Annotated in this window: 7 protein-coding genes; 2 read left to right on the forward strand and 5 right to left on the reverse strand. The window is 48.5% G+C overall.

Annotated features, from left to right (window positions below):
• Positions 1-244 precede the first annotated feature (244 nt).
• Entirely contained in the window at positions 245-715 is a 471-nt protein-coding gene (locus V4C51_RS10710; protein ID WP_330926149.1) for a hypothetical protein, read from the forward strand.
• 139 nt (positions 716-854) lie between these two features.
• Here V4C51_RS10710 and V4C51_RS10715 read toward each other — a convergent pair whose 3' ends face one another.
• From V4C51_RS10715 to V4C51_RS10735, 5 genes are all read right to left on the reverse strand, one after another.
• On the reverse strand, positions 855-1,304 hold the full coding sequence (locus tag V4C51_RS10715; protein ID WP_330926150.1) for a YcgN family cysteine cluster protein: 450 nt from the start codon (positions 1,302-1,304) through the stop codon (positions 855-857).
• 3 nt (positions 1,305-1,307) lie between these two features.
• Positions 1,308-1,601 carry a YcgL domain-containing protein gene (locus tag V4C51_RS10720; RefSeq protein WP_330926151.1) on the reverse strand — a complete coding sequence of 98 codons (294 nt, stop codon included), beginning with the start codon at positions 1,599-1,601 and terminating at the stop codon, positions 1,308-1,310.
• Positions 1,602-1,625: 24 nt separating this feature from the next.
• Positions 1,626-2,882 (reverse strand): ribonuclease D, encoded by a 1,257-nt coding sequence (rnd, locus tag V4C51_RS10725; protein WP_330926152.1) that lies wholly within the window; start codon positions 2,880-2,882, stop codon positions 1,626-1,628.
• Positions 2,883-3,007: 125 nt separating this feature from the next.
• Positions 3,008-3,895, reverse strand: coding sequence for a protease HtpX (htpX, locus tag V4C51_RS10730; protein ID WP_330926153.1), 888 nt, complete (start codon positions 3,893-3,895; stop codon positions 3,008-3,010).
• A 414-nt stretch (positions 3,896-4,309) separates the two neighbouring features.
• Positions 4,310-5,524, reverse strand: a complete 1,215-nt coding sequence (locus V4C51_RS10735; protein ID WP_330926154.1) for a pyridoxal phosphate-dependent aminotransferase — start codon at positions 5,522-5,524, stop codon at positions 4,310-4,312.
• A 107-nt stretch (positions 5,525-5,631) separates the two neighbouring features.
• Between V4C51_RS10735 and msrB the strand changes: the two genes are divergently transcribed.
• Entirely contained in the window at positions 5,632-6,027 is a 396-nt protein-coding gene (gene msrB / locus V4C51_RS10740) for a peptide-methionine (R)-S-oxide reductase MsrB (RefSeq protein ID WP_330926155.1), read from the forward strand.
• Positions 6,028-6,306: the final 279 nt, after the last annotated feature.

Below are 6,306 nucleotides of genomic sequence, written 5' to 3' on the forward strand. Positions count from 1 at the left end.
ATACCCGCTTCCGTATAAACGTCACTGGTTATTTATAACTTGATCCACTGGAAGCAACATTTCCAAACGGTTCATGACCACTTTTCTGTCCCTGGTTAGCACGATCCATTGGGTCGATGCTTTTTCTTTGGTCAAATCGACTCTTCTAACTGCGCTTTTCGCTGACAAGCCCGACGCCACAGTACATTGTAACTGTACGCAATAGTGTAGTCAGGGGCATCAATTAGTATAAGAGGCAACCAAAATGAATAGAGTATCATCAACTATTGCAACTTTCCTTTTCACGGCATTGCTTACAAACGCCAGTTTTGCTGTTGTTCTTTTCAGCTGTGACGGTTTGCGAGTAAATATAAAGAACAAGACCAATTATACATGCACACGAACAAGCGTCTGGCTCAGGCACGGAGATTGGTTTTACAAACCACCTCATACGGTAAATCCTGGTGGCACAGGTTATTGGGGGGCTCTTGAGAATATCTATGGCCCTAATATGGCTTTAACATTTGAATGTGGTGGTTACTATTTTAGTGTCAAAAACCAACAAAATCACGCTCGCATGAGATTTAAAGGTGGGGGGAAGCAACACAACGCTATTTATGATGTAGATAAGCATCTGAGTGTTTCAAACAAACAGACTCAACAAGCCGAATGTTGGAGGGATCTTCCCGGGATTTCAGAAGTCGTTGTTTCAATCAAACATCCCAAACGACACTGACTATTTATGCCTTGATCCGGTCTGTAAACCTCATTTCAAACCGGGTCATGGCCCGCTTTACAGCCCTTGGTTGACGGACTCACTTGGTCGATAGGTTTAGGTAAATACCCTTGACCTAATTAGCTGGGGGAGCGGTCACTTATGAATCTATTATAGTGGCGGGAATGATATAATCTTCCCATGCTTCTTCCGGCACGCTCAATTCCGATAGCGCTATCGCTTTAACGGACGCTCCTGCCTCATGCACTGATTCCCGATTACCCGATAATAACGGGTGCCAGTGATACAGGGGCCTCCCTTCATAAACCAGCCGGTAGGCACAGGTTTCAGGCAACCAGTGAAAATGCCTGAGATCCTCAAGGGTTAACTGGATACACTCTGGAACACGCCGCTTGCGGTTAAGATAATCGGAGCACTGGCAAGTATCGGTATCGAGCAACCGACAGGCAATACGGGTGTAATGGATTTTGCCCGTGTTTTCATCTTCCAGTTTTTGCAGGCAACACTTACCGCAACCGTCGCACAGGCTCTCCCATTCCTCTTGCGTAAAAGCCTGTAGTGGCTTTTTTTCCCAGAAATGCGCTGTCATGGTTCAGGCGGGGTCGTTGCGGGTGAGCAGTTCGTCAGGCAAATGCTCAATGTAATCATCCTCAGGGGTCGGCATTTGCAGATAAAAGCCCCGGGTGTTAAGGGCCTCAATCACCTGCCACGGCTCAACACGAGCCAGCTGGCGTTCAGGGGTTAAGAGGATATCCATAACGTGTTCTGGCTTACCAAACAGCGTTGACAGTGCCTGTGGCACTTTACTGAGCCGGTCTGCCTTCAGCAAGTACAGATACATGTCGTTTTTTTTCGGGCTTTTGTAGATGGAGGCTAATACGTTCATATGCAACCGGCGGTAATGTCGCCCTTAATCCTGCTGGTGAAGTTGTTCAATCAAGGGCCTGCCAATAACCTCACGCCGCCAGCCCTGGAGATGGTCAGGCAGCTCAAGGCGACCTGTTATGATCCAACGACGTAGTATGGCTGTGGTCACTGTGGAGGGCAAGAGTATTTGTACAGGTAAGCGTAGCTCAGTTGCCAGTTTTTCCATAATAGCTTTAATGCGTTTACCCATGATACGGGTTTCTTTGGGCAGGGGTTTTGGCAGCACAGAGGGGTAAGATGCTTTAGGCTGATTTGCAGCTTCCTCAATAATGCTCAGCAAGCACTCCCCATCTTTTTTTACAATACCGGGTTTCATATCCGCGATACCTGCCAGGGACTTCAAATTATCAGGTTGGTAGCGTGCCAGCGGCCAAAGACTCCCCTTGGGGATGACGCGTGTTTTTGGGACATTTCGTTGCCGCGCCTGCGTTTCCTGATAAAGACATAATGCTTTGAGCACCCCGAGCTGCTGGCGATTCAACTGCCAGGCACGCTTAACGCCTTTCCACGCGGTGGTGATATCGGCCCTCAACAGCGTTGACTGTAAGTGGCTACAATCCTCTTCCCCCCAGCGTTTAGCATTAAGGCCCATCAGTCTGTTGTTGATGGCATCGTAAACAGCAAGCAGATGAACCACATCGAGGGCAGCATAGGACTCCTGGGCCGATGTCAGTGGCCGCTGCCGCCAGTTGGAGCGCGTTTCATCTTTTGGTATTTCAATACCCAGTAAAGTGTTGACCAGTTTTTGGTAACCCAGTGAGTAACCCAATCCGGCAAATGCGGCCATCAGTTGCGTATCAAACAATGGTCTGGGAGTCGCCCCGGCCAGTATATAGAGGACATCCAGATCTTCACCGCAGGCGTGGAGGACTTTTACCACGCCGGGGTTTTCCAGTAAATCCCGCAACGGCGCCCAACAATCAATCGTCAGCGGATCAATCAGGTAAATCATTGTACCCGTATTGACCTGAACCAATCCTGGTAGGGGATAGAAGGTATCTGTGCGGACAAATTCTGTATCCAGAGCCAGTGCCCTGAGGGTTGACCAACGCTGGCAGAAGCGTGCCAACGTTTCATTATTACAAATCCATTGGTATGAAGGTTTCTCCAAAAGGTCATTACCTGATAGCGGGTGAACATCCAGTATAAGGGACGACATAGTATCTTTGTAAGTGTTGATAGCCATTAGAAGCTGTTCATGACCTTTTTTGAAAAACGGAAAACAGACAGATTTTCTCATCGGCTTCGCTTTTCACAAAAGATCATGAGCAGCTTCTTAGACCGGGTGAAATGCTTCAGTGTTGACCTGACCCTTTGTTTTATACGCTATTGCGCTGACAACCTGAGCACGCATCTTCCGAGCATTTATCGACGGTTCTGTAGCGCTTCAATGCGCTGTTCCAGTGGCGGATGGCTGGTAAACAGAGCCGCCAGGGCGCCTTTAGTGCCACTACGGATACCAAAGGCCGTCATTGTCGCAGGCATAGCGGAAGGGGCGTCGTATTCATTGCGTAACCGCTCCAGCGCCGCAATCATATTTTGCGTGCCGGCCAGGTCGGCGCCGGCCTCATCAGCGCGAAATTCCCGCTTTCGGGAGAACCACATAACAATGGCGCTGGCCAGAATGCCCAGAATAATCTCCGCGATAAAGCTGGTCACATAAAAGCCAATACCCGGTCCGCTGTCATCACCGTCGCGGCGCAGGAAACTGTCAACAGCATAGCCAATCAATCGGGCAAAGAACATGACAAAGGTGTTCACTACCCCCTGAATCAGTGACAGTGTCACCATATCACCATTGGCCACATGGCCAAGCTCATGGCCGATAACAGCACGAGCCTCCGAGGGGGTGAAGCGATCCAGCAGTCCCTGGCTGACCGACACCAGCGCGTCATTTTTATTCCAGCCTGTGGCAAAAGCATTGGATTCTGGCGAGGGAAAAATACCCACCTCAGGCATGTTGATCCCTGCTTTTTCAGACAGCTCAGCAACCGTATCAACCAGCCACCTCTCCTTTGCTGAGCGGGGCTGTTCAATCACCTGTGTGCCCGTACTCATTTTGGCCATCCATTTGGACAGGAACAGGGACACAAAAGAGCCCGCAAAACCAAATACGGCACAAAAGACCAGCAGATTAGACAGGTTAAGCCCCTGAGATGTTATGTAATTGCCAACGCCCAGCAGGCTCAGGGTGATACTGGCCAGGGCGATTACCGCAAGGTTCGTACCCAGAAAAAGCAGGATTCTCTTCATTGTTTCAATGGTTACCTTTGTCTGAAAAACAACTAGCGCTGTTAAGCGCTAATACCCATACAGTCGTCATTCCCGCGAAGGCGGGAATCTACCAGAAAATGAACTCCCGCTTTCGCAGGAGTGACCAAAGTGATGGTTGTATGTCTATTAACGCTTGTTTGCACTAGGAGGCTGTCGGACTTATGCTTTCGAGCATAAAATTCAGTAGGGCAAGTCAGAATTTTCGATCAATTTGCGCGAACAGTTGACCTATTTAAGCAAATTGATCGGAAATTCTGGCCGCGCTTTCTCGCGCTTTCTGGATTTCAGGCCGAAATTGTCTTAAGTCCGACAGGCTCCTAGAACTATGGCCTCGTGCAACAGTATTTGCAATGCTTTGCCAAAGATTTACCCCTTACTCACAGTCAGTCCATATTATTGTTGATACTTATAGAGAAAACGTTCCAGACGGTTCATGATGTCTTCAAGGTCCTCTACGCGCGGCAATGTCACAATTCGCAGGTGGTCACTTTCAGGCCAGTTAAAGGCACTACCCTGAACCAGGAGGATTTTTTCCTGTATTAGTAAATCCAACACCAGCTTTTCATCATCTGCCACAGGGTATACCTTGGGGTCAAGTTTGGGGAAAACATACAGTGCGCCCTTGGGTTTGACACAGCTCACTCCTTTCATTTGATCAAGCATCGCCCAGGCCTTATTGCGCTGTTCCAACAAACGGCCACCAGGCAGCACCAGATCTTTAATACTCTGATATCCCCCCAGTGCGGTTTGTATGGCAAATTGTGCAGGCACATTGGCACACAGCCGCATGGAGGCTAAAATTTCCAGCCCTTCTATATAGCCCCTCGCACGGTGACGATCACCACTGCAAACCAGCCACCCAGCCCGGAAGCCAGCAGCACGGTAGGATTTCGACAAGCCATTAAAGGACACGCAGAGAATGTCATCTGCCAGAGAGGCCACAGAGGCGTACTGGGTACCATCAAATAGAATGCGGTCGTAAATTTCATCAGCAAACACAATCAGGTTGTGTTGCCGGGCCAGCTCAATAATTTGAAGCAATACCTCATTAGAATACACCGCTCCCGTTGGGTTATTAGGGTTAATCACCACAATTCCACGGGTTTTTGCCGTAATCTTGCTGCGCATATCGTCGATATCCGGCTGCCAGTCAGATTGCTCATCTTTCATATAATGCACGGCGCGACCACCACACAGATTGACAGCCGCAGTCCACAGAGGGTAATCCGGTGCTGGAATCAGTATTTCATCATCATTATTCAGCAACCCCTGCATCGCCATTACCACCAGCTCACTGACGCCATTACCAATAAAAATGTCTTCAAGACCCACATCAGGAAATTGCTTTTTCTGACAGTCCTGCATAATAGCTTTGCGCGCGGAAAATAATCCTTTAGAGTCACAGTATCCTTGGGCACGGGGCAGGTTAAGAATCATGTCCTGTACAATTTCTTCCGGTGCATCCAACCCGAAAGCAGCCGGGTTACCGGTGTTCAGTTTAATAATTTTGTGACCTTCTTCCTCCAGACGTTTAGCTTCTTGTAATGCCGGCCCCCGGATATCGTAGCAAACATTGGCAAGTTTCTGGGATTTTTCGATAGCAATCATGAATGTATTCCGGGACTCGGTAGAAAAAACAGGCCAGGTATATTTTACCCGCCAAAGCAATAGATTATGATGCCTTTAAAAGAGAAGTACACCCCGCTGCGGAGGTTGTGATGAAAGTGACCAAAACTGACCAACAGTGGCAGTCAGTACTTTCAAAGGAGCAGTATCGTATCACTCGCCAAAAGGGGACTGAGCGTCCATTTATTGGAAAATATACGCTATTTGAAGGTGATGGCGTGTATTGCTGTGTGTGCTGCGAAAATACCCTGTTTGACTCATCAACCAAGTTTAATGCAGGCTGCGGTTGGCCCAGCTTTTGGGACGTCGCTGAAGACGGCTCGTTGATCTACAAGGAAGACCTCAGCCTCAATATGAAGCGAATGGAAGTGATATGCGCGTGCTGTGATGCCCACCTTGGACACGTGTTTAACGATGGACCCAAACCCACGGGGCTGCGCTATTGTATCAACTCAGTAGCGCTGAATTTTTTACCGAGAGATTAACCCGGATATTTCATAAACATGCCCCTGATCTCCCTTGCTCCTTGCCGCTCTGTGTATATCCAGTTGACCCTGAAGAAGCAACTGCTTTTTGCCTGGATATTTTGGCACAGAATGATGATGAAAAATCATTCCGAGTCCAGTTTAGCCTGATTCACTGAATAAATTGCAATTCTTCAGAAACAGTCTTAAAAGTCTGCCCGTAGCGAGGACTGCGAGAAATGGAGGATAAAAAGTCGCTTTTGTGAGGAGAATAGCGGGACTATTTGACGAACAAAAGCG

This window comes from Candidatus Sororendozoicomonas aggregata, from assembly GCF_031528575.1.
Lineage (GTDB): Bacteria > Pseudomonadota > Gammaproteobacteria > Pseudomonadales > Endozoicomonadaceae > Endonucleibacter > Endonucleibacter aggregata.